The 20,632-nt window shown below is 65.3% G+C and carries 21 protein-coding genes; 9 read left to right on the top strand and 12 right to left on the bottom strand.

Going from position 1 to position 20,632, the window contains the following annotated elements; all coding sequences use genetic code 11:
- Position 1 precedes the first annotated feature (1 nt).
- The 5 genes from BMZ48_RS10115 to glnK form a co-directional block, all read right to left on the bottom strand.
- Positions 2-526: a MotA/TolQ/ExbB proton channel family protein gene (locus tag BMZ48_RS10115; protein ID WP_091534655.1), complete on the bottom strand. Its 525-nt coding sequence runs from the start codon at positions 524-526 to the stop codon at positions 2-4.
- Complete coding sequence (locus tag BMZ48_RS10110) at positions 510-1,880, bottom strand: MotA/TolQ/ExbB proton channel family protein (RefSeq protein WP_091534653.1); 1,371 nt, start codon at positions 1,878-1,880, stop codon at positions 510-512. Before BMZ48_RS10110 ends, BMZ48_RS10115 begins: the two co-directional genes overlap by 17 nt.
- Before the next feature lies 1 nt (position 1,881).
- Entirely contained in the window at positions 1,882-2,661 is a 780-nt protein-coding gene (locus tag BMZ48_RS10105) for a DUF3450 domain-containing protein (RefSeq protein WP_091534650.1), read from the bottom strand.
- Positions 2,662-2,919: 258 nt separating this feature from the next.
- Positions 2,920-4,431 carry an ammonium transporter gene (locus BMZ48_RS10100; protein ID WP_091534757.1) on the bottom strand — a complete coding sequence of 504 codons (1,512 nt, stop codon included), beginning with the start codon at positions 4,429-4,431 and terminating at the stop codon, positions 2,920-2,922.
- 19 nt (positions 4,432-4,450) lie between these two features.
- Positions 4,451-4,789, bottom strand: a complete 339-nt coding sequence (gene glnK / locus BMZ48_RS10095; RefSeq protein ID WP_091534648.1) for a P-II family nitrogen regulator — start codon at positions 4,787-4,789, stop codon at positions 4,451-4,453.
- Between the two features lie 253 nt (positions 4,790-5,042).
- On the opposite strand from glnK, the gene BMZ48_RS10090 reads away from it, so the two are divergent.
- From BMZ48_RS10090 to BMZ48_RS10080, 3 genes are all read left to right on the top strand, one after another.
- Complete coding sequence (locus BMZ48_RS10090; protein WP_091534645.1) at positions 5,043-6,290, top strand: cation:proton antiporter; 1,248 nt, start codon at positions 5,043-5,045, stop codon at positions 6,288-6,290.
- Positions 6,291-6,356: 66 nt separating this feature from the next.
- Positions 6,357-6,605, top strand: coding sequence for an accessory factor UbiK family protein (locus BMZ48_RS10085; RefSeq protein WP_091534642.1), 249 nt, complete (start codon positions 6,357-6,359; stop codon positions 6,603-6,605).
- 111 nt (positions 6,606-6,716) lie between these two features.
- Positions 6,717-8,231, top strand: coding sequence for a YifB family Mg chelatase-like AAA ATPase (locus tag BMZ48_RS10080; RefSeq protein ID WP_091534640.1), 1,515 nt, complete (start codon positions 6,717-6,719; stop codon positions 8,229-8,231).
- Between the two features lie 52 nt (positions 8,232-8,283).
- On the opposite strand, the gene BMZ48_RS10075 is transcribed toward BMZ48_RS10080, so the two are convergent.
- Both BMZ48_RS10075 and BMZ48_RS10070 read right to left on the bottom strand, forming a co-directional pair.
- Positions 8,284-9,003: a TorF family putative porin gene (locus BMZ48_RS10075; protein WP_091534638.1), complete on the bottom strand. Its 720-nt coding sequence runs from the start codon at positions 9,001-9,003 to the stop codon at positions 8,284-8,286.
- Positions 9,004-9,296: 293 nt separating this feature from the next.
- Positions 9,297-9,785: a c-type cytochrome gene (locus BMZ48_RS10070; RefSeq protein ID WP_200769594.1), complete on the bottom strand. Its 489-nt coding sequence runs from the start codon at positions 9,783-9,785 to the stop codon at positions 9,297-9,299.
- Between the two features lie 128 nt (positions 9,786-9,913).
- Between BMZ48_RS10070 and BMZ48_RS10065 the strand changes: the two genes are divergently transcribed.
- The 3 genes from BMZ48_RS10065 to BMZ48_RS10055 all read left to right on the top strand — a co-directional run bounded on the left by BMZ48_RS10065 (position 9,914) and on the right by BMZ48_RS10055 (position 14,065).
- A complete protein-coding gene (locus BMZ48_RS10065; protein ID WP_091534635.1) occupies positions 9,914-11,620 on the top strand; it encodes a potassium/proton antiporter in 1,707 nt (568 codons plus the stop codon).
- Positions 11,621-11,741: 121 nt separating this feature from the next.
- Positions 11,742-12,536, top strand: a complete 795-nt coding sequence (locus BMZ48_RS10060) for an endonuclease/exonuclease/phosphatase family protein (protein ID WP_091534633.1) — start codon at positions 11,742-11,744, stop codon at positions 12,534-12,536.
- A gap of 59 nt (positions 12,537-12,595) precedes the next feature.
- Complete coding sequence (locus BMZ48_RS10055; RefSeq protein WP_200769593.1) at positions 12,596-14,065, top strand: phospholipase D-like domain-containing protein; 1,470 nt, start codon at positions 12,596-12,598, stop codon at positions 14,063-14,065.
- Between the two features lie 16 nt (positions 14,066-14,081).
- Here the strand turns inward: BMZ48_RS10055 and BMZ48_RS10050 are convergent, their stop codons facing one another.
- On the bottom strand, positions 14,082-15,083 hold the full coding sequence (locus BMZ48_RS10050) for an oxidoreductase (RefSeq protein WP_091534630.1): 1,002 nt from the start codon (positions 15,081-15,083) through the stop codon (positions 14,082-14,084).
- A gap of 71 nt (positions 15,084-15,154) precedes the next feature.
- Here BMZ48_RS10050 and pdxH point away from each other — a divergent pair, with 71 nt between their 5' ends.
- Together pdxH and BMZ48_RS10040 are read left to right on the top strand one after the other, a co-directional pair.
- On the top strand, positions 15,155-15,775 hold the full coding sequence (gene pdxH, locus BMZ48_RS10045; RefSeq protein WP_091534628.1) for a pyridoxamine 5'-phosphate oxidase: 621 nt from the start codon (positions 15,155-15,157) through the stop codon (positions 15,773-15,775).
- Positions 15,776-15,949: 174 nt separating this feature from the next.
- Positions 15,950-16,747 carry an SDR family oxidoreductase gene (locus BMZ48_RS10040; protein ID WP_091534626.1) on the top strand — a complete coding sequence of 266 codons (798 nt, stop codon included), beginning with the start codon at positions 15,950-15,952 and terminating at the stop codon, positions 16,745-16,747.
- Between the two features lie 60 nt (positions 16,748-16,807).
- Here the strand turns inward: BMZ48_RS10040 and BMZ48_RS10035 are convergent, their stop codons facing one another.
- Positions 16,808-17,023 (bottom strand): cold-shock protein, encoded by a 216-nt coding sequence (locus BMZ48_RS10035; RefSeq protein WP_091534619.1) that lies wholly within the window; start codon positions 17,021-17,023, stop codon positions 16,808-16,810.
- A gap of 232 nt (positions 17,024-17,255) precedes the next feature.
- On the opposite strand from BMZ48_RS10035, the gene BMZ48_RS10030 reads away from it, so the two are divergent.
- A complete protein-coding gene (locus BMZ48_RS10030; RefSeq protein ID WP_091534615.1) occupies positions 17,256-18,032 on the top strand; it encodes a M48 family metallopeptidase in 777 nt (258 codons plus the stop codon).
- Between the two features lie 11 nt (positions 18,033-18,043).
- Here BMZ48_RS10030 and BMZ48_RS10025 read toward each other — a convergent pair whose 3' ends face one another.
- The 3 genes from BMZ48_RS10025 to BMZ48_RS10015 all read right to left on the bottom strand — a co-directional run bounded on the left by BMZ48_RS10025 (position 18,044) and on the right by BMZ48_RS10015 (position 20,631).
- Positions 18,044-19,078: an ABC transporter ATP-binding protein gene (locus BMZ48_RS10025; protein ID WP_234981603.1), complete on the bottom strand. Its 1,035-nt coding sequence runs from the start codon at positions 19,076-19,078 to the stop codon at positions 18,044-18,046.
- Complete coding sequence (locus tag BMZ48_RS10020) at positions 19,075-19,569, bottom strand: Dps family protein (protein ID WP_091534612.1); 495 nt, start codon at positions 19,567-19,569, stop codon at positions 19,075-19,077. Before BMZ48_RS10020 ends, BMZ48_RS10025 begins: the two co-directional genes overlap by 4 nt.
- A 105-nt stretch (positions 19,570-19,674) precedes the next feature.
- Positions 19,675-20,631, bottom strand: a complete 957-nt coding sequence (locus BMZ48_RS10015) for an SDR family oxidoreductase (RefSeq protein ID WP_091534610.1) — start codon at positions 20,629-20,631, stop codon at positions 19,675-19,677.
- Position 20,632: the final 1 nt, after the last annotated feature.

Below are 20,632 nucleotides of genomic sequence, written 5' to 3'. Positions count from 1 at the left end.
CTTAGTGGGTGATCATGTGGTCGTTGAGGCGGCTGGTTTCCGTCGCCAGCACCTTCTCGAGCCACAGAATCGGATAAAGACCAGAAATCGACACGACCATGCCGGCCATCGTCGAGATAGTGGCCGCGGACACGCCGGATGCCATCGCGCGCGCGTTGCCGGTACCCAAGGTCGCCATGACATCGAAGACCTGGATCATGCCCGTCACTGTGCCGAGCAGACCGATCAATGAGGCCAGCGCCACCAGTGCCTTGATCAACCCGAGGTTGCCGCGAATCTCGCGGGTCGCCTCGGAGAGTAGCTTGCGCTTGACCTGGCGTGCATACCAGGACGAATGGTCCGTGCGTGCGTCCCATTGCGCCTGAATCCGCGCGGCCAGGGCAGGCAGGTTGCGCCGGCAATAAAGCCAGCGCTCCATGATCAGCACCCAGAGCAGAAAGGCTGCGCCGAGCAGAATACGGACGACCGGCCCGCCTAGCTCGAGCAGGTCGCGGACGTCAGCAAACAGCTCAAGCGGCCCGACCATGCTGCTTCTCGGCGTGCTCTGCGATGATACCCGCCGCTTCTTCGTCGAGGATTTGCACGATGTTCTTGCTGCGCCCCGAGAGGAAGGCGTGGATCAGCACCATCGGAATCGCGACGATGAGCCCCTGCACCGTGGTCACGAGCGCCTGCGAGATACCATCGGCCATGATCTTGGGATCACCGGTACCGAACAGAGTGATCTGCTGGAAGGTCAGGATCATGCCGGTGACGGTGCCGAGCAGTCCCATCAAGGGGCCGACTGCTGCGATCAGCTTGAGTGCCGGCAGCCACTTCTCGAGAGCCGGGATTTCTTTGAGCACCGCCTCATCGAGGCGCAACTGCAAGGTATCTGGATCTGTGTTGGGATCCTTGTAGTAAACGGCGAGTACACGCCCCAGAGGGTTGTCCTCGCGGGCATTCGTCGGATCCTTGCGCTGTGCCTCGACCTTGGCGGCGATAGCCGACAGCGCTGCAAAGCGGACGGCCGCCATGATCAATCCGATCACGCCCAGTGCCATGATGATGTAGCCGACCAGACCACCGTACTTGATCTGCTCGCTGAGCTTGGGCGTCTGCACCAGTACCGACAGCAACGTGCCGCGCGTCGGATCGACCGTCGCGGTGTGATAACCCGAGGTCTCCTCGAGCAATTCGACGTTGGGCTTGACGTAGCGCGAAGCTGGCTGCCGCGACAGCACGGCGAACTCTTTCTGCCCTGGCAGATACGTCAGGAAACCATCCTCGCTCGATGCGGTGAACCCACCAATGCGCACGACGGGCTTGACTTCCTCCTTGCCGTCGGGGCTGACCACCTTGGCATTGAACTTGACCACACGCCCCGTCTCGGTCATTTCGCGCTGCATCTCGAACCAGAACCGCTCGAGATCCTCGATCGAGGCCAGCGACTTCGACTCAGACAGCTTGCGCGCGAAGGCTTCGCGATCCGGGTACTGCGCCGAGATCATCGAGTTGTACGCCACCGACGCAAAATCACCGGCAACCTGGCGCACCACGCCGAACATTTCGCCCAGGTTACCCAGCTTGGCATCGAGCGCGGCCTGCAGCTCGGTGAGTTTCTTCTCGTTGGCATCGAACTGAGCCGACAATGCGTTGGCTCGCGCATTCTGCTGCGCGAGCTCGGCCCGGGCCTGGGCCAGCATCTCCGCGCGGCGGTTGCGCTCCTGCTGGAACTGCTGGATGCGGGCCTGGTTCTGCTGGGCTTCGCGTGCCCGCGCGGTGCGGGTCTGCTCGAGCAGTTCGTCGAGGGACGCCGCCGCCATCGCCGCCGCCGGCACCATCACCGCCAGCGCGATCACGATTGGCCGCACGAGGCTTTGGAGGGTATTGCGCTGCATGTTACTTCGCCTCCTTGGGCGCTCTGACGGGAACGACGAGCAGATCCGGCGCGGCCTGCTTGCGGGCGATCTTCAATCCAGCTGCAACCGCGTCACGATAGTCGTTGTCCTCGACCCAGTCCTGCTTGTCGACATCCCAGTAACCGGTCTCGGCGCCGTCGAGGGTCTGGTACATCAGTGCCACTCGGCCGACGCGCAACATGTCCACGGTGCGATCACCGACCTTACCCTGGTAGGTTTCGAGCGTGCGGCCATACTCCATCTCGACCTGATACGCCTCGACGATACGGCGGAATTTCTCGGCGATAGCCACGTCCGCGCGCGCCATCATGTCCTTGAGATCCTGGATTCGCTTGGCGCGCTCCTCCGGCAGGAACGGCATGTCGAGCTTCACGAACTCCTCGAGCGTCGCCAGCATTTTCTGGAGGAACGGCACGATCTCACGCGCCGTCGTCTCAATCTCGCCGATCTGCCGCTGCATTGTTTGCATTTCTTCGAGCTGCGACTTGATCGTTTGCTCGAGCTGCTGGTTGTAGCGTCGCAGACTCTCGGTTTCCTGGATCGTTGCACGGTACTCGGCGACGGCCTGGCGCGTTTCGTCATCGAGCTGCTCGACGCGACTCTGGGTCTGCTGGGCAGCCTGCTCGGCGCCCACCTGCTCGTTGACGGCCCGGGTCAGGGTCGCCGTCGATTGCGCGATGGCGATCGACGACGCCAGAAGACCCGCGACGGCCCATCCGCTGCGCTTGAGCATCGCAGCTCGAAACAGGCTCTCGGACATGGATAAGGTTCCTTACGAATCTAGGGATGGATGAACCGTGCAGCGATACCGCGCGACAAGCCGGACCCGCTGGCAGGGCCCGGATAGTAGCACCAATGGCCGAGCAAATCGCAATAGGGTTTCCCCTCAAGGCCTTGTTCGGCGGCCAAGACCGGCCGCCGCCATGCCTGCGTGCGGACTTGCGCCAGCCGGCAAAAAAGAGGGCGGACCGACAGGTCCGCCCCAGATCCACTGGAGCCGATGTTGCGCGATGACGGATTACGGGTTGTAGGCCTTCTCGCCGTGCTCGGCGAGATCGAGCCCTTCGGATTCCTGCTCCTCGGTGACTCGCAAACCGATCGTGAACTTGAGCAGCGCCAGTGTCAGGGCGCTGACCACGCCGCTCCACACGATGGCGACGAGCACCGCCTTGACTTGGATCCAGACTTGTCCGGGGTCGTAACCGAAAGTCGGCCCGACCCAGCCGTCGGTGACATACCCGGCGCCACCGAGCGCGGGGTTGACAAAGACACCGGTCAGGATCGCACCGACGATGCCGCCGACCGCGTGCACACCGAACGCGTCGAGTGCATCGTCGTATCCGAGCATCTGCTTGAGATAAGCGACGGCGAAGAAGCACACCACGCCGGCGACCAGACCGATGACGAGCGCGCCCTGCATGCCGACGAAGCCGCACGCCGGCGTGATCGCGACCAGGCCGGCGACCATGCCCGACACCAGACCGAGCAGGCTCGGCTTGCCCTTGAGAATCCACTCGGCGAACAGCCAGGCCAGCGCAGCGACGGCCGTCGCGAACAAGGTGTTGGCGAAGGCGAGCACGGCGTAGCCGTTGGCCTCGAGGTTGGAACCTGCATTGAATCCGAACCAGCCGAACCACAGCAGCGCGGCACCGACGGCGGTCAAAATCACGTTGTGCGGCGGCATGGCCACCTTGCCATAACCCGCGCGCTTGCCGACGAACAAGGCCGCAACCAGCCCGGCGACGCCGGCGTTGATGTGCACGACGGTACCGCCGGCAAAGTCGAGCGCACCCATCTGCCATAGATAACCGGCGGTGGCGTTGAGCTCGTCGACAACCTCGGGACTGGTGTAGGCATCGGGCCCCGGCCACCACCAGACCATGTGCGCCATCGGGATGTACGAGAAGGTGAACCAGATCACCGAGAAAAGCAGCACGGCCTTGAACTTCATGCGCTCGGCATAGCCGCCGGCGACGAGAGCCACGGTGATCGCGGCAAACGTCAGCTGGAAAAACGCGAACAGCAGCTCGGGAATGTAAACCCCCTTGCTGAAAGTCCCGGTCGGGACAAAAAAGCCGTTTTCATCGTAGATCACGCCCTTGAGCAACAGCTTGTCGAACGTGCCGAAAAACGGGTTGGTACCGCTGAACGCAAGGCTGTAGCCATAAACCACCCAGAGCACGGCGATCAGGCAGAAAATCGTAAGGATCTGGGTCGTCGTCGACAGCATGTTCTTCGAACGCACCATGCCGCCGTAGAACAGTGCCAACCCCGGTACCGACATCAGCAGCACGAAGGCGGTTGCGACCAGCATCCACGCCACGTCGCCGTTGTTGTACGCCGGCGGTGTCGGTGCCGCCGCGGCCGGTGTCTCGGCCTGCACAGCGCCGACCGGCGTCACGGAAACCGCAGCCTCGGTGATGGTCTCGACGGCCACCGGCGCATCCGTGGCCGCCGGCGCCTCTTCGGCCCAGGCAGGCAAAAAGCCGCAGGTCGCAACGAGCGCGAGTGCAGCCAGAACTTTACGCATCATGTCGTGATCCCCCGAATCAGAGTGCATCCCTGCCGGTCTCACCCGTGCGGATCCGGATGGCCTGGTCAAGGTTGAAGACAAAGATCTTTCCGTCGCCGATCTTGCCGGTATGGGCCGCCTTGGTGATGGCATCGATGGCTGCGTCGAGCTTGTCGTCGGCGACGGCGACCTCGATCTTCACCTTTGGCAGAAAATCCACCACGTATTCGGCGCCGCGGTAGAGCTCGGTATGCCCTTTCTGGCGGCCGAACCCCTTCACCTCCGTCACCGTGATGCCGGCCACGCCGATGTCCGAGAGCGCTTCGCGCACCTCGTCCAGCTTGAACGGCTTGATGATGGCTGCGATCAATTTCATGGAATCACTCCTTCAGTCGGAAAGCAGACTCCCGCCAGAGGAGCCTCAAGACCCCGGCGGCCGGAACGAGAAAAGCACGGACCATGCCAGCGCCGGATCTGGCCGATTGCCCCGGATCGGTGCCATTTCCGGGCAATCGCGCACCAGGGCAGTGCACGGGCTGAGCGCGCTGGCGCATCCAGCGCCACGCTATACAATGCGCGCCCCATCGTGACCCCCACCGGCGCCCCGCGCGCCCAAGATCCGATCCGCAATGGAAACCTCGCCCTCGCTGATGGCGGCGAAAGCCCTGCTCTACACCTTTGGCGTCATCCTCGCCGCTGGCACCTTGGGAGGGGTCATCGCCAAACGCCTGAAAGTGCCGGACGTCGCCGTCTTCCTGCTCGTCGGCATCGTGCTCGGACCCGAGCTGCTCGACCTCATCGACATCCGCGCCGACAGCGCCATCAACCAGATCATCCTGATCTTCGGCTCCTGCTACATCCTCTTCGATGGCGGTGCCTCGCTACGCTTGCGCGTCTTGCGCGAAGTGTGGGTGACGATCGCGATCATCGCCACCGTGGGCGTGCTCATCACCGCCGCGATCACGGCGACCGCCGCCTACCTGATCATGGGTCTGCCGCTGATCGTCGCCGCCCTGCTCGGCGCCGCCACCGCCTCCACCGATCCGGCCACGCTCGTACCGATCTTCAAGCAGATCCCGATCAAAGAGCGCATCGCACAGACGGTCATGTCGGAGAGCGCGTTCAACGACGCCACCGGCGCGATCCTCACGTTCACCGTGCTCGCCCTGGCGCTGGGTCAGGGAGAATTCTCGCTGCACGGCTCGCTCGTCGAGCTGGTCAAGCAGGCGAGCCTGGGCATTCTGATCGGCGGCATCGTCGGTTTTGCCGCGGCGCTGCTGCTCGCGCACGAGCGCTATGCCTTTCTGGGCGAGTTCGGCCCGGTGGTGACGCTCATGGCTGTATCCGGCGCCTACCTCGCTGCCGACAACTACCACGCTTCCGGGTTCATGGCCGTGTTCACCTTCGGCATCATCATCGGCAACAAAGAGAGCTTTGGCTTTCGCATGGCCGAGTCGGAGGCGCTGAAGATGGAACACTTCGTCGCCGAGATGGCGCTGATCATGCGGTTGATGATCTTCGTGCTGCTCGGCTCGCAGGTCGATTTCGCCCTGATGCAGAAATACTGGGCGCATGGCGTCATCCTCGTGCTGATCTTCATGTTCGTCGCGCGCCCGCTGACCGTGTTCGTCTGCACGCTGCCGGACCGGCGCGCGCGCTGGAGCTTCAAGGAACGGCTGTTCATGTGCTGGACCCGCGAAACCGGCGTGATCCCCGCCGCGCTCGCCGGCCTGCTCGTCGGCATGCGCGCCCCCGGCGCGGAGATCATCGCCTCGGTCACCTTCATCGCCATCCTGATGACGATTCTGATCCAGGCCACGACCACCCCCTGGCTCGCCGCCAAGCTAGGCGTGCTTGTCGAGGACTGGCAGGACTGACGGGCAGCCCACCGTTAACCGCCCTGCGCTTGCATCCCGGCCGCCGGCGCTCGAAACTCGGACACCATGGATGCCCGTCAGCTCGAAGAGCTTGCCGCCAAGCTCGCGCAGATTCTGCCGCCCAGCCTCAAAGGCCTGCGCCGCGAACTCGAAGACAATTTCCGCGCCGTGCTGCGCGCGAACCTCGAAAAATGGGATTTGGTCTCGCGCGAACGCTTCGACGCGCAGGCCGAGCTGCTCGCCCGCACACAGGCCAAGCTCGGCGCACTGGAGCGCCGCCTCGCCGCGCTGGAACAAAAACTCGCCCAGCGCTAGCACACCACGTCTGCCTGCCGATGCGGTCACACTCGTGCCGTGACGCCGCTGCCGCGGACGGCTAGGATCGTCCGCGCACGTATTCGCACGTACCTAGAGCGAGGGAGGGGCATGACGCAGCTCGCGACCGTCTTGTCGCGCGCCCAGAACGGGCTCGAAGCCGATCTCGTCACCGTCGAGGTGCATCTGGCACCGGGGTTGCCCGGGCTGAACATCGTCGGCCTGCCCGAAGCGGCCGTGCGCGAAGCCAAGGACCGCGTCAAGGCCGCCATCACAACCTGCGGTTACCGCTTTCCGGTGCAGCGCATCACCTGCAATCTCGCGCCCGCGGATCTGCCCAAGGACGGCGCGCGCTTCGATCTCGCGATCGCACTGGGCATTCTGGCCGCCTCCGGGCAGATCCCGGCGCAGCGTCTCGCCGGCATCGAGATCCTCGGCGAGCTGGCTCTTTCGGGCGCCTTGCGGGGTGTGCCGGGCACCCTGCCCGCGGCCCTGCGGGCAACGCAGGCCGGTCATGCGCTGCTGGTCCCACAAACCAATGCCGCCGAGGCCTGTCTTGCACCCAGGGCGCGCGTCTACGCCGCCGCCCATCTGGGCGAGCTGTGCATGGCCATGCATGACAACGCGCTTGCCCCGGTGCCGGCGGTGCCGATGGCACAGCCCGCCATTGCAGCGGCGGCGCCCGATCTCGCCGACGTCCGCGGCCAGGCACAGGCGCGGCGTGCCCTCGAAATCGCCGCCGCCGGTGGTCACTCGCTGTTGCTCGTCGGACCGCCAGGGGCCGGCAAATCCATGCTCGCGCAACGCCTGCCCGGCATCTTGCCGCCGCTGACCAATGAGGAGGCCCTCGAAGTCGCAGCCGTCGCCTCCATCGGCCGCGGCGGCTTCGACGTACGCAACTGGGGGCACCGGCCGTACCGCGCACCGCACCACACGGCCTCCGGCGTGGCCCTCGTCGGGGGCGGTAGCGACGTGCGCCCCGGCGAGATCACGCTCGCCCACCACGGCGTGCTGTTCCTCGACGAGCTACCGGAATTCGACCGGCGCACGCTCGAAGTGCTGCGCGAGCCGCTGGAAAGCGGCCGCATCACCCTGTCACGCGCCGCGCGTCAAGCCGACTTCCCGGCGCGTTTCCAGCTCGTCGCGGCGATGAATCCCTGTCCCTGCGGCTGGCTCGGCGATCCCTCCGGCAAGTGCCGATGCACGCCGGATCAGATCCAGCGCTACCGCGCCAAGATTTCCGGACCGCTGCTCGACCGCATCGATGTGCAAATCTTCGTGCCGCGCGTCGAAGCCGCACAGCTCGGCCGCGCCGCAGCACCGGCGGAGAGCAGCGCGCGCGTGCGCGCACGCGTCGAAGCGGCGCGGCACATCCAGCTCAAACGGCAGGGTTGCGTGAACGCCCAGCTAGCCGGACAGGCGCTCGAGCGTTATGCGCGCCCGTCGGCAGATGCCGAGGCCTTGCTGCAGGCCGCGTTCGCCCGCCATCTGCTGACCGCGCGTTCGTATCACCGCTGTCTGCGCGTTGCGCGCACGTTGGCCGATCTGGACGGCGCCACAACCGTGAGCGCCGCCCATGCCGCCGAGGCCTTGCGCTACCGCGCGCTCGAGCAAGCCGATGGCTAAACGAAAAAGGCCGCTTCTGGCGGCCTTTTCGTTTATTGCGACTGCTGAAACCTTAAAGATCAAAGCTCTTGGACAGACCCATGACAAACTTTGGTTCGTCATCGGAACCAGGGGCCTCGATGTCTGTCATGATGTATTGGAATGTCGCCGAAAAGCCAGCGTCCAGAGTAGCGGTTAGTCCGATCTTGTAGTCCATGTAGGTATCGTCGGTGCTGCCGATCGACGTCAGGAACCGCTCGATTTCATCCCCGTGATAAAAACCAATGCTGGCATCAAAACTCAGCTTGTCGGCGATGATCGGGAATGAGCCGGAAAGCTGCAGATAACCCGCTTCCTTGCCGTTGCCGTCACCGATGAAAAAATTGTTTTCATCAGCATATGAATAACCGAGCGAAACCGGACCGTAGCCGACGGTGAATCCGAACTCGAGCGTGCTCAGCTCTGCAGAGACCTCGTCTTCTTCTGGGTACCAGTAGTAGGTGATACGCGCATCATAGGACACCCCGCCGACTTCGCCGCCGAAGCCGGCATACAGATCCTGCTCGGTACCGCCGCCGAAGCCGATGTTGGACGCCCAGGTGCCGACATAAAAACCGGAGTCATGCGCGTAATCGATCCCTCCCTGGACCGCCGATCCACCTGTCTGCGGGATGCCGCGGAATATGTACTCGCTGACAGCGCCCACGTTGACACTGACGCCCGCCGACACACCGCCCGAAAACACCGCCGCACCCAGCACCGCGGCGCTCACCACCGAACGTTTCAAAGTCATCTGAAAGCCCCTGTCAATGATTTGGACGAAGCCCCGGCACGCGTGCACTGCCGCGGCCCCGTCGAACCAACGCAAGGGTCATGCCAGATTCGAAAAGTGCCACGCGGCAGCGTCACAGCCGATCCGCCATCGCAAGCGCGCACCCGTATGATGCAGCAATGCACGCAGATGGCGCGCGATGCACCGCCTATCGACCAATTTGCCCCGGTATGGCGCAGCAGCGCCACTTCCGCGCACCCGTTTCAAGTAGGCGCGCCTAAGGGTGGAGCCGGTCAAGCGCCGGTGGCCTGGCTTCAAACGCCCGATTGTTTGAGCATGAACTCCACAGCGGCACGGACCTCGTCGTCGCTCAGACTGGGATCGCCGCCCTTGGGGGGCATCGCGTTCTTGCCGCGGATTGCATGCGACACCAGCGCATCAAGACCGCCAGCCGCGCTCAGGCGCGCAGCCCAGGCGGCCTTGTCGCCGATCTTGGGCGCGCCGAGCACGCCCGCGCCGTGGCAGCCGGCGCAGAGCTTGGCGTTGACCTGCTCGCCGGTCATCGGCGCCCGCGCGACCGCCGGAGCGCTGGTCTTGACCAGTGCCGCTGGATCGGTGACGACCGTCCCGATCGGCTTGATGCGCTCGGCGATCGACGCGAGCTGCTCGGGACGGGGAGCCTGGTCACCGCTCGAAGCGATCAGCCTCGCGGCGAAGATGCAGACGAAGAAAATGCCGAACAGTGCGGCCATGACCGCGCCGAAATTGACGAAGAAGACCTTGTCGTGGTCCTTGTGATCCACTGCGAGCTCCCGGATAAAGACGCCCCTGAAGGGGCGCAGAGTATAGCCGCAGCGTCTCTTTCAAGCCCAGAGTGGGTGATCAGGGCTACGCCGCTGGCCACGGCTCTGCGGCTACACTGCGGATCATCATGGAATTCGTCAACCAGCTCATTTTCCTCGCCGCGCTGTTGTTCCTGGTCAGCATCCTGGCGAGCACGATCACGCCGCGGCTGGGCGTCCCGCTGCTGCTGGTGTTTCTGGTCATCGGCATGCTCGCCGGCGAGGACGGCCCCGGCGGCATCCAGTTCGAGAACTACGCGCTCGCCAACCTGGCCGCGACCGCCGGATTGGCCGTCGTGCTGTTCGATGGCGGCCTGCGTACACCGATCGAGAACTTCCGGGTCGCGCTGCGACCGGCGTTGAGTCTGGCCACGGTCGGCGTCCTGCTGACGGCCGCGATCACGGGCGTGGCGGCCGCACGGTTGCTCGGCCTGTCCCTGGCCGAGGGTTTTTTGATCGGCGCGATCGTCGCCTCCACCGACGCCGCCGCGGTGTTCTCGCTGCTGCGTACCCAGTCGGTCTCGCTGAACCAGCGCGTCGGCTCGACGCTGGAGATCGAATCCGGCAGCAACGATCCGATGGCGGTGTTCCTGACACTGGCCCTGATCGGCTATCTGCAGGCGCCCGACAGCTTCGGCATCGGTGATGCGCTGGCAATGCTGGCCCAACAAGGCGTGCTCGGCGCCTTGTTGGGCTTGGGTGGCGGCAAATTGCTGGTTTACGCCATCAACCGCCTGCCGCTGAGCGATTCGCTCTATCCGCTGCTCGCGCTGTTCGGCGGCATGCTCATCTTCGGCGCCACTGCGCTCGTCGGCGGCAGCGGCTTTCTGGCCGTGTATTTGGCCGGGTTGTTCATCGGCAACCGCGAGCTGCGCGCCGCCGCCAGCATCCGCCGCTTTCACGACGGCATCGCGTGGATGGCGCAGATCGGCATGTTCGTGATCCTGGGCCTTTTGGTGTCGCCCAACGAGCTGCTGCCGCTCGCCATCCCCGGTCTGCTGCTGTCGCTCGTGCTGATTCTCATCGCCCGCCCGGTCTCGGTGTTCGTCAGCCTGCTGCCGTTCCGGTTCCCGCTGCGCGAGCAGGTTTATATCGCATGGGTCGGACTGCGTGGCTCGGTGCCGATCGTGCTCGCCACTTTCCCGTGGCTCGCCGGACTCGAGCACGCGCCGCTGTTCTTCAACGCCGCCTTCTTCATCGTGCTGGTCTCGCTCATCGTCCAGGGATCGACGGTGGCCTGGGCGGCGCGCCTGCTCGGGCTGCAGGTGCCGGCCACGTCGGCGCGCATCCACCGCGTGGATCTCGACCTGCCCGGACAAACCGGCTTCGAAGTGGTCAGTTACCGGATCGCGCGCAACAGCGCGCTGATCGGGTTGCGCCCCAGGGATCTGCCGCTGCCGGCGCTGGTGCGCGTGCTCGGCGTCTCGCGCGCCGGCACCATGCTCGATCACCGCGCCTGGGGGCAGCTCCAGGCGGGTGATTACATCTCGCTGCTGACACCACAGAGGCAGCTACCTGCCCTCGACCGGTTGTTCGAAACGGCGCAGGAGCCCGCCGCAAGCCGCTTCTTCGGGGAATTCGTCATCGATGCCGAGGCCTCGCTCGAAGCGCTGTGCCAAATCTACGACCTGCCTCTTCCGCCCGATGCTCAGGGCCGCAGTGTCGGCGCACTGCTGCGTCAGCATCTGCCCCATCCCGTCATCGGCGATCGTCTGCGTCTTGGCGAACTGGAGCTGATCGTGCGCGCGGTCGATGGCGACCAGCCCACGCGGATCGGGCTGCGCCTGCCGCGGTGAGCGATTTCGGGGCGGCACTCCCGCTGCCCAGATGATCTGCCGCTGCTATCCGTGCCGGGCATAGCGGCCGCTCATCCGCCAGCCGGGCGCCGGACTTGGCGCCAGGCCTAAGCTGCGGATAATGGACCCCGTGCACGCTGCCGAATCTGTCGCCGATGGCTTGAGTGCCGCACCCCACCGGGTGCGGGTGCTGACGCTCAATATTCAGGTCGGCATGCCCACTGCCCATTACGGGCATTACGTCACCGGCGCCTGGCGTCACGTGCTGCCCTCGCGCAGTGCGCGTCGCAACCTCGACCGCATCGCCGAGCTGGTGGCAGGCTTTGACGTGGTCGCCCTACAGGAAGCCGACGCCGGCAGCCTGCGCACCGCACAGATCAACCAGATCGAATATCTGGCGCGGCGCGCCGGTTTTACCCATTGGCACGCCGCGATCAACCGCGATCTCGGTCCTTTCGCTCAACATGCCCTCGGCTTTCTGTCGCATCACCCGCTGCACGATGTGCGCCACCATCCGCTGCCGGGGCGTCTGCCCGGGCGCGGCGTGCTGGAAGCACGGCTATGCGCGCCAGGTCATGCCCCGCTGCACGTGATGGTCGCGCATCTTTCGCTCGGACGCAGCTCGCGCAAACGTCAGCTCGATTATCTGGCCAGCCTTGCCGATCCGCATGGCGGCACCGTGCTGATGGGTGATCTCAACTGCGAACCGTCGGAACTGGTCCGTCATCCCGCCTTGCAGCGCATCGGCCTGCGCCCGGTGCACAGCGAGCCGACGTATCCGAGCTGGCGTCCGGTCCGCAGCATCGACCATGTGCTGGTGACACCAGGCGTGGATGCGCACACCACCCACGTGCTCGACACCCGGCTGTCGGACCATTTGCCCGTCGCCACCGAAATCAGGCTGCGCCCACTCTGAGGCACGCGATGCTTGCCGCTACACTGCCAGGCCGCGTGTAGCCGATTGCCTGGAGAAGCGTGCTGGACACCCTGCTGCCGATGCTGCTGCGGCTCGACGAATCGGGAATCCTGTTCCCGCTCGGGCTGCTGTTCGCGCTCTATGCCGCCGGCCATGCCTTGCTCAGCCGCCGCGATCCGCGCACGGCCTGGGGCTGGATCGCAGTGTGCTGGCTGTTCCCGTTTGCCGGCCCGGCGCTGTATTTCATCTTCGGCATCAACCGTCTGCAGACGCGCGCGCAGCGGCTCGGGCTGGAATCGCGCCGCCCCGGCGAGCACGGCGTGCTGCATCCCGACGACGTGCGCCATCATCCGCACACCGCAGGCGCGCACATCCCGCCATGGCTCGACGAGGTCACGCGCACCGCCGACACCCTCACCCGCCTGCCCCTGCTCGGCGGTAACCGCATCGAGCCATTGCACAACGGCGATCAGGCCTATCCCCGGATGCTCGCAGCCATCGAACAGGCTCGCCACTCGGTAGCCCTGGCCACCTACATCTTCGACAACGATGCGATCGGCCAGCGCTTCGTCGATGCGCTCGATCGCGCGCGCGCACGCGGCGTCGACGTGCGCGTGATGATCGACGGATTCGGCCAGCACTACTCGCTGGTGCCGATCACGCGCGTACTGCGCGCGCGCGGCATCGATTGCGCGATGTTCAATCCGCTGCGCCTGCTCCCGCCGTCCCTGCATGTGAATCTGCGCAATCACCGCAAGCTGCTGCTCGTCGATGGCACGGTGGGTTTCAGCGGCGGCATGAACATCGGCCGGCGGCACGTTCTCGGCGACGGCGGCGCCCCCAATCCGGCCGTCGATCTGCATTTCGAGATCCGCGGTCCGGTTCTCGACCAGCTCGCCCAGGCCTTCGCCGATGACTGGCGGCTGTGCGGCAAGCCCGAGTGGCAGCGTCCGCCGCGCGCCACCGCCGTGGACGATCCGGGTGCGATCTGCCGGGTCATCATCGACGGCCCCAACGAGGACTTCGACCATCTCGCGCTGATCATGCAGTCCGCCATCTCCGCGGCGCGACGCGAGGTGCAGATCATGACGCCGTACTTCCTCCCGCCCAACGAGATGATCAGCGAACTGCAGGGCGCGGCGCTGCGCGGCGTCGATGTGCAGGTGATCCTGCCCGAGAAAAGCAACCTGCCGTTCGTGGACTGGGCGACGCGCAACATGCTCGGCGAGCTGCTGCGCTTTGGCGTGCGCATCTGCTACCAGCCGCCACCGTTTTGCCACAGCAAGCTGCTCGTCGTCGATGGTGCCTATGCGCTGATCGGCAGCGCCAATCTCGATGCACGCAGCCTCAAGCTCAATTTCGAGCTCGGCGTCGAGATCTACGACCGCAGTCTCGCGCAGACACTTGCCGCGCACTGCAGCGCGGTGCGCGCACGCGCGCGCGAAATCCATCTGGCCGAAATCAACGGCCGCTCATTGCCGGCGCGGCTGCGCGACGCTCTGTTCTGGCTGTTCTCGCCGTATCTGTGAGCCTGCGCCCAGGCTGTCAGTCGCCGCCGGCAATGCGCACGAGGGTGCGCCCGATCACGCGTCCGGCAATCAGCTCGGCGCAGGCCGCGGGCACTTCGTCGAGCCCGATCTCACGGGTCACGAGGCGGTCGAGGATGCGCGGCTTCCACTCGCCGGAGAGCTTCTGCCAAAGCGCCTCGCGCCACGCACGCGGACATTCGACGGAGTGAATGCCCAGCAGCGAGACACCGCGCAGGATGAACGGCATCACCGTGGTGTGCAGCTCGGCGGATTGCGCAAGGCCGATGCTCGCGATATTGCCCCAGGGACGCGTCGTGCGCGTCAGCCAGGCCAGCATCTCGCCGCCGAGGTTGTCGACGGCACCGCCCCATACGGCGGACTCGAGCGGCTTGGTGCCCAGGGCCAGGGCCTGGCGCGAGACGATTTCGTCGGCACCGAGCTGCCGGAGATAAGAGTCGGCCTCGCCGGCCTTGCCGGTGATGGCATGCACGGTGAAGCCGGCGCGTTTGAACAAATCGATGGCGATCGAGCCGACGCCACCGGTCGGGCCGGTGATCGCGATCGGCCCCAGCTGTGGGGTCTGGTGATTTTCGAGCATGCGCTTGAGCGCGAAAGCCGCCGTGAATCCGGCGGTACCGATCGCCATTGCCTCGCGCAGACTCAAACCCGGCGGCAGCGGCACCAGCACGGTCGCCGGCAGGCGCGCGAACTGCGCATAGCCGCCGTCGAGTACCTCGCCAATGTTGCAGCCGGTGACCACGACCTTGTCGCCGGGCTTGTAGCGCGGATCGTGGCTGGATTCGACGACGCCGGACAAATCGATGCCGGGAACTTTCGGATAGCTGCGCAGGATGCGGCCCTTGCCGGTGACAGCTAGGGCATCCTTGTAGTTGATGCCGCTCCAGGCCACGCGCACGACGACTTCACCGGCGGAGAGATCATCGATGCCGATCTGCTCGATCCGGGCTTGCGTGGTCTTGTCCTGGGCGTGCACACGCAGGGCCTTGAAAGCGGACATGTTCGACTCCTCGTCTTGAGTGGCGCGACAATGAATGGACGGAAGTTTCGCCGAAATCGCCGGACCGCGTCATGCCGCAATACACGAAGAATCCGCCCCTGCGCAAAGCCGATCTCGCAGCCGATCCGCTGGTCCAGCTCGAACGCTGGCTCACCGACGCACAAAATGCCGGCATGATCGAACCCACGGCGATGACTCTGGCCACCGCGGATCGCGCGGGTCGCCCGTCGGCCCGCGTCGTGCTGTTCAAAGGCTTTCACGATGGCGGACTGACGTTTTACACCAGTCATGCCGGACGCAAGGCGCGCGAGCTGGCCGAAAATCCGCACGTGGCACTGGTGTTCTGGTGGGACCGCCTGGAGCGCCAGGTCCGCATCGAAGGGCTCGCCGAGCGCCTGCCGCGCGAGCTGGCGCAGCAGTATTTCGCACGGCGACCGCGCGAATCGCAGCTCGGCGCGCTCACCTCACGCCAGAGTGAGGTCGTCGCCAGCCGCGAGGAACTGGATCGCCGTTATGAAGAAAATGCCGCGCGCTATGCCGGGCGCGACGTGCCCTTGCCCGAGCATTGGGGCGGCTATCTCGTGCGTCCGCACACGGTGGAATTCTGGCAGGGCCGCGCCGGCCGCCTGCATGACCGCCTGCGCTACCGGCGCGAAAATACCCTCTGGCTAATCGAGCGCCTGGAACCCTAGCCAGTGTCCAATTGATTCTCGCGCAGCCCATGCCGCAACCCGACCTTCTGCAAGAGTAGCCGTACACCGCGTGCGTGCGCGAATGAAGCGGGCGTCGTCGCATCCGGATCGCGCGCCTCGTGCATCTTGCGTACGGTCGACCCACTCACCTCATCCACACCACAGGAGCATCCGATGTTCGATTTCACAGGCCAGCATGTCTTCGTCGCCGGCGGCACCAGCGGCATCAATCTGGGCATCGCACATGCGTTCGCGCGCTGCGGTGCTGCCGTGAGCGTACTGTCGCGCTCGCAGGACAAAGTGGATGCCGCAGTCGCAGCGCTCAAGGCGCACGGCGGCGCCGTGTCCGGCTTCGCCGCAGACGTGCGCGACTACGCCAAGACCGAGGCAGCGCTCAAGGCTGCGCACGCAGCGCATGGCGAGATCGACGTTCTCATCTCCGGTGCCGCCGGCAACTTCCCGGCGCCGGCATTGGGAATCTCATCCAACGGTTTCCGCGCCGTCGTCGAAATCGATTTGCTCGGAACCTTCCATGTCCTGCGCGCCGGCTTTCCGCTGCTGCGCAAACCCGGCGCGAGCATCATCAACATCTCGGCGCCGCAGGCCTACAACCCGATGGAACTGCAGATGCACGTGTGCGCGGCCAAGGCCGGCGTCGACATGGTGACGCGCGTCGGCGCAATGGAATGGGGGCCACTGGGCGTGCGCATCAACTCGGTCGTGCCAGGCCCGATCAAAGACACCGAGGGCATGAAACGGCTGGCGCCGACGCCGCAACTGGAACAAATCGTCACTGACTCAGTGCCGCTCAAGCGCTTCGGCAGCAAGGACGACATCGCCCACTGCTGCCTGTGGCTGGCGAGCCCGTACGCGAGCTATGTCACGGGCGCGGTGATCCCGGTCGATGGCGGCTGGTCGCTGGGCGGCACCAGCGTATCGAGCGCGGGCATGAAAGCCCTGCTCGGCGGCTGAGGCCCCTAACGCGAAAGGCCGGGCAGATGCCCGGCCTTTCGTATGCGGCCCGCAATACATTCAGCCGATCACCGAGACCTGCTCGGCCTGCAGACCTTTTTGTCCGCGGACGACGCTGAACTCGACCTGCTGGCCCTCCTGCAGCGTGCGGTAGCCTTCTCCCACGATCTGACGGAAGTGGACGAACACGTCCTCCTGCCCGGCGCCACGCTGGATGAACCCGTAGCCCTTGGCGTTGTCGAACCACTTCACCCTACCCGTCTCACGATTTCCCATACCGATAGACCTTCTTCAAGCCTGACGGCCACAGCCGCCTCATCCTGCGGCGGGATTGGAATCAACCCCCTCCTGCCGCATCCCCTGGGTTCGCACCCGCCGTTACTGTAGCCGGATTGCGCGCTGGCCGTGAACCGTGGAAACCCACCGCCCGCGCAGCACCGTTCCACGCCGGGTTTGCGCCGCCTCCACTATCATTCGCATCCGGCAATGCTGTTTCCGGGAGAGTGGCATGTCTTGTGCTTTTGCCTTTCGCGCTGCCGTCGCAGCGATCGTCGCCGGTGCCGTCATCGCCGCCTGCACGACCTCGCCGACGGGCCGGCGCCAGCTCAAGCTCGTTTCCGACCAGGAAATGGCGCAGATGGGCGCGGCCGCGTTCCAGTCGCTCAAATCGAAGACACCGCCGACGCAGGATCGCAAGACCAATGCCTATGTCCAATGCGTCGCGCAGGCGATCACGCGGGAAACCGGCGGGGAATGGGAGATCCAGGTGTTCGAATCCCAAGAGGTCAACGCCTTTGCCCTGCCTGGCGGCAAGATCGGTGTCTATACCGGGCTGCTCAAGGTCGCCGCCAATCAGCATCAGCTCGCCGCCGTGATCGGCCATGAGGTCGCGCACGTGCTCGCCGGACACTCGGCGGCGCGGGTGTCCAACGAGATCGCCGCGCAATTGGGGGTGTCGGTGCTGGCGGCGACGACGGGATTGTCACCCGACATGATCGGGCTGGGTGCCAACCTGCTGTTGCTGCTGCCCTATTCGCGCGGCGACGAGAGCGAGGCCGACATCCTCGGCCAGCAGTTGATGGCGCGGGCCGGCTTCGACCCGGCAGAAGCACCCAGGCTCTGGGTCAACATGCAGAAAGCGGGGGGCGGCGCCCCGCCGGAACTGCTCTCGACCCACCCCTCGCCCGACACACGCATCCACGATCTGGAACGCAACTTGCCGCGCGTGACGCCGCTGTACGAACAGGCGCGCGCTGCCGGCAAAAAACCGGCCTGCTCGGCCTAGCCTGGGCATGCTCAGGCCGCCTTCGTCGGCGGTACCCAGGCTTCGGCGATGTAGTGACAGGCCACCGCGCTGCCGTCGCGCAGGCGATGGACGGGGGGCACGCGGCGCAGACATTGTTCGTCGGCCATCGGACAACGCGCCGCGAACAGGCAGCCGGTCGAAGGTACGCTGGTATCCGGTGCCGCACCAGGGCGCAACAGCGCGGCGCGCTGCGCCGGATCGACACCCGGGACCGACGCCAGCAAGGCCCTGGTATAGGGGTGCCGCGGCGCCGCGAACAGCGTGCGGGTCGGCGCCTGTTCCATGAGACGGCCGTAATACATCACCAGCACGCGATCGCTGATCTGGCGGGCGATGGCGAGATCGTGGGTGATGAACAACATCGCCATGCCGGTTTGCATCTGGATCTCGCGCAGCAGTTGCAAGACCTGGGCCTGCGTCACGGCATCGAGCGCCGCCACCGCCTCGTCGCAGATCAGCAGCCGCGGACCGCACACCAAGGCGCGCGCGATGCCGACGCGCTGGCACTGCCCGCCGGAGAGCTGGCGCGGATAGCATTCGAGCATCTCCGGGCCCAGGCCGACGCGTTCGAGCGTCTGCTCGACGCGGTGCCGGCGTTCGGCGGCATCGAGCTCGGGACACAGATACACGAGCGGCTCGGCGACGATCTGCGCAACGCGCATGCGCGGGTCGAGGCTGCCCTGCGGATCCTGGAACACCATCTGGATCTGTCGGCGCAGCGGCTGCCAGCCGCGGCGATCCAGCCCGACCAGCTCATGCCCGTCGAAGCGGATCGAGCCGCTGCTGACCGGCTGCACGCCGAGCAGGGCGCGCGCGAGCGTCGATTTGCCGGAGCCCGATTCGCCGACCAGCGCCAGCGTCTCCCCTGCGTGCAGGTTGAAATTCAGCTCATCGACCGCGCGCAGATAACGCGGACGCGCGAACGGATGCGCCCGCGGCAACCGGTGCTGGATTCTGAGCTGGCGGACCGCCAGCAAAGGCCCGGCCGTGGCGTCCAGCCGGGGGGCGGCGACAGGACGCGTCACTCGAGCAGGCTGCGCAGCATCCACGCCGTCTTTTCGTGCACCTGCATGCGCTGGGTGAGCAGATCCGCGCTCGGCTCGTCATGCGCCTCATCGACCAGCGGAAAAATCTCGCGCGCGGTGCGCACGCAGGTTTCATGACCTTTCACGAGCTGGGCGACCATCTCGCGCCATTCGGGCACGCCGTCCACTTCCTCGATCGAAGACAGCGCCGCGTACTGCTTGTAGGTTCCCGGCGCCGGGAAACCCAGTGCCCGGATGCGCTCGGCGACGAGATCGACCGCGGTGGCCGCCTCCAGGTATTGCTGCTCGAACATCAGATGCAGCGTGTTGAACATCGGACCGGTGACGTTCCAGTGGAAGTTATGGGTCTTGAGATAGAGCGTGTACTCGTCGGCGAGCAGGCGGGAAAGCCCCTGGGCGATACGCGCCCGGGTGTCCTTGTCGATGCCAATGTCGATCTTGGGCGGCTTGACGGGTTTGTCCTTGGCCATGTCCGACTCCTGTTCCGGAGAATGTGCAGTTTAGATGGCTGGCGGTTACGAAAGACAATGAAATTTGCCTGGCCTTGCGATCTGCTGCGTCTATGAAACGCCCCTTCAGGCCAAAAGCTTGGCCTTGCGGTAATAGCTGAAGATGTCGTTGAGATTGCGCCGCGGCCTCCAGCCGAAGGTTTCGCGAAAATGGCGGCCGTCGATGATCACCGGGTACTTGAAGTAATTGATCAGGTAGGGTGGAAAGAAGGCATTCCAGTTCAGCGCATTGCTGATCAGTTTGGGTAACACTGGCGGGATGCTCGGCACCGGCAGCCGCCGGCAGCCGCACTGTTGGACCGCGACTTGGTAAGCCACCCAATCATCGGGGGCGACGTTGTAAATCCCGGGCCGGTTGTGCTCAAAGGCCAGGACCATTGCATCGGCCATGTCATCGACGTGCAGGAACTGCATCAGCGGCGAGAATCCGATCAGCACCGGCACGACCGGCCGCGACAGCAGCAGCGACATGGTGTTGCGCACGCCGGGGCCCAGAACGTTGCACGGCCGCAGGATCGTGATGTGCAGCTCGGGGTATTTCCACAGATAGATCTGCGCGAGGCTTTCCAGCTCGACCGAATCGACCAGATCCTGGGTGACCTCGCTGGCCTTGAGCGGCGCATCCTCGTCGAGCAGCGCCGGGTTGTAGGCCGAGGCCCCATAGACGAAATACGTCGAGTGGATGATGACCTGGCCGACGCCATACTTGCGGCACAGCTCCAGCAGTTTCTTGGTCCCGAGGACGTTCGCGTTGTACCGTCGCTGGCGGTCGGACTCGTGCGCGAACATACGACCGATGTGGATGACCGCATCGATTCGGTGGTTGCGGAAAATGTCCTCGAAGCCGCGCTTGTACGTATCGACCTTGTACGAGGGGATGCCAGCGTCGGTTTCGACCTTGCGGCGGAAATCCACGGCGACGATGTCGTAGCGATCGTGCAGGCGCGCGATCACGCGCTGGGCCAGCGACCCGGCGGCGCCGGTGACGAGCACGGTCTTTTTGTGAGAGACGGATCTGGGCATC

Source organism: Fontimonas thermophila (assembly GCF_900113085.1).
GTDB classification, from domain to species: Bacteria; Pseudomonadota; Gammaproteobacteria; order Nevskiales; family Nevskiaceae; genus Solimonas; species Solimonas thermophila.
Note: the sequence above shows the minus strand (reverse complement) of the source record. Positions and strands in the feature narration are given on the sequence as shown.

Excerpts from the sequence above, each read along its gene's own strand:
- BMZ48_RS10115 (WP_091534655.1), bottom strand. The coding sequence starts at position 526 with ATGGTCGGGCCGCTTGAGCTGTTTGCTGACGTCCGCGACCTGCTCGAG.
- BMZ48_RS10110 (WP_091534653.1), bottom strand. The coding sequence starts at position 1,880 with ATGCAGCGCAATACCCTCCAAAGCCTCGTGCGGCCAATCGTGATCGCG.
- BMZ48_RS10105 (WP_091534650.1), bottom strand. The coding sequence starts at position 2,661 with ATGTCCGAGAGCCTGTTTCGAGCTGCGATGCTCAAGCGCAGCGGATGG.
- BMZ48_RS10100 (WP_091534757.1), bottom strand. The coding sequence starts at position 4,431 with ATGCGTAAAGTTCTGGCTGCACTCGCGCTCGTTGCGACCTGCGGCTTT.
- glnK (WP_091534648.1), bottom strand. The coding sequence starts at position 4,789 with ATGAAATTGATCGCAGCCATCATCAAGCCGTTCAAGCTGGACGAGGTG.
- BMZ48_RS10090 (WP_091534645.1), top strand. The coding sequence starts at position 5,043 with ATGGAAACCTCGCCCTCGCTGATGGCGGCGAAAGCCCTGCTCTACACC.
- BMZ48_RS10085 (WP_091534642.1), top strand. The coding sequence starts at position 6,357 with ATGGATGCCCGTCAGCTCGAAGAGCTTGCCGCCAAGCTCGCGCAGATT.
- BMZ48_RS10080 (WP_091534640.1), top strand. The coding sequence starts at position 6,717 with ATGACGCAGCTCGCGACCGTCTTGTCGCGCGCCCAGAACGGGCTCGAA.
- BMZ48_RS10075 (WP_091534638.1), bottom strand. The coding sequence starts at position 9,003 with ATGACTTTGAAACGTTCGGTGGTGAGCGCCGCGGTGCTGGGTGCGGCG.
- BMZ48_RS10065 (WP_091534635.1), top strand. The coding sequence starts at position 9,914 with ATGGAATTCGTCAACCAGCTCATTTTCCTCGCCGCGCTGTTGTTCCTG.
- BMZ48_RS10060 (WP_091534633.1), top strand. The coding sequence starts at position 11,742 with ATGGACCCCGTGCACGCTGCCGAATCTGTCGCCGATGGCTTGAGTGCC.
- BMZ48_RS10050 (WP_091534630.1), bottom strand. The coding sequence starts at position 15,083 with ATGTCCGCTTTCAAGGCCCTGCGTGTGCACGCCCAGGACAAGACCACG.
- pdxH (WP_091534628.1), top strand. The coding sequence starts at position 15,155 with ATGCCGCAATACACGAAGAATCCGCCCCTGCGCAAAGCCGATCTCGCA.
- BMZ48_RS10040 (WP_091534626.1), top strand. The coding sequence starts at position 15,950 with ATGTTCGATTTCACAGGCCAGCATGTCTTCGTCGCCGGCGGCACCAGC.
- BMZ48_RS10035 (WP_091534619.1), bottom strand. The coding sequence starts at position 17,023 with ATGGGAAATCGTGAGACGGGTAGGGTGAAGTGGTTCGACAACGCCAAG.
- BMZ48_RS10030 (WP_091534615.1), top strand. The coding sequence starts at position 17,256 with ATGTCTTGTGCTTTTGCCTTTCGCGCTGCCGTCGCAGCGATCGTCGCC.
- BMZ48_RS10020 (WP_091534612.1), bottom strand. The coding sequence starts at position 19,569 with ATGGCCAAGGACAAACCCGTCAAGCCGCCCAAGATCGACATTGGCATC.
- BMZ48_RS10015 (WP_091534610.1), bottom strand. The coding sequence starts at position 20,631 with ATGCCCAGATCCGTCTCTCACAAAAAGACCGTGCTCGTCACCGGCGCC.